This is a genomic window from Halobacillus sp. BBL2006 (assembly GCF_000786645.1).
Taxonomy (GTDB): domain Bacteria; phylum Bacillota; class Bacilli; order Bacillales; family Halobacillaceae; genus Halobacillus.
Genome location: NZ_JRNX01000951.1, coordinates 1 through 955 on the forward strand (window position 1 = coordinate 1; position 955 = coordinate 955).

General features: G+C 40.9%; 2 protein-coding genes. One reads left to right on the forward strand and one right to left on the reverse strand.

Annotated features, from left to right (window positions below):
* The coding region (locus LD39_RS21325; RefSeq protein WP_035553769.1) for a LacI family DNA-binding transcriptional regulator at positions 1-279 on the reverse strand (279 nt) is incomplete at its 3' end.
* A 259-nt stretch (positions 280-538) separates the two neighbouring features.
* On the opposite strand from LD39_RS21325, the gene LD39_RS21330 reads away from it, so the two are divergent.
* A partial coding sequence (locus tag LD39_RS21330; protein ID WP_035553772.1) for a nitroreductase family protein occupies positions 539-955 on the forward strand: 417 nt, incomplete at its 3' end.

A 955-nucleotide genomic window follows, 5' to 3' on the forward strand; every position in this document is an offset into this window, starting at 1 on the left:
AATGACTTGATAACCCCATTCTGACGCCTTTTCCTCCATCGATTCAATTAAATTTCCGAAAAAAGGGTTTGTTATTCTTGGTAAGAGGACAGCGATGGTTTCCGTTCGTTGACTTCTAAGCCTGCGGGCTGATGAATTGGGGACGTAACCGAGATCATTCATGGCTTGGATAATTCGTTGTCTTTTTTCTTCTGTTACATATGGCTGGTCGTTGATTACCCGGGACACCGTCGTTCTGGATAACCCAGCCAATTTTGCTACATCTTCAATCGTAGCCATTCTTATTCCCCCTATGATAATCTAGCAAATTCTGAAAACGCTTCCATATAAAATCATACTAATCCTTCCAATTTGTTGCAAGCTTTTTTAATAAAATGTTTACTTAAAAATATTCAAGCAGATTTTTTTAGTTTCATGACTGACAATGGCACAGGTTGTTGTTCCTACTTAATGGTCGCGACGCCGTGCATGATCCACGAATTAGTTCTTCGTATTGTGATATAGTACGATTGAAGATTTGTTTTAGGAGGGAAACCAAATGAGTGACAAAGAAACGAAAAAGCAGGATATCTTAGAAGCAGCTCAATTCAGGCATGCGACAAAGCAATTCGATCCCGACCGTACCATCCCTGAGGAAGACTTTCGTTTTCTTCTGGAAGTCGGCCGTCTTTCACCGAGTTCATTCGGATTTGAACCGTGGCGATTTGTCGTTGTCCAAAATCCTGAACTTAGGCAAAAAATTAAAGAAACTGCCTGGGGGGCCTATGGCAAGCTTCCAGACGCCAGTCATTTTGTCATCTTTCTCGCACGAACACGAAAAGATACGCAATATGACTCCGTTTACTTAAAGAACCATTTCCAAACCGTCAAACATATGCCTGAAGAGCAAATGAAGAAATATTTAGGCCGGATTGAAGATTTTCAAAAAGTAGACTTCAACCTCCTTGATGGCGAT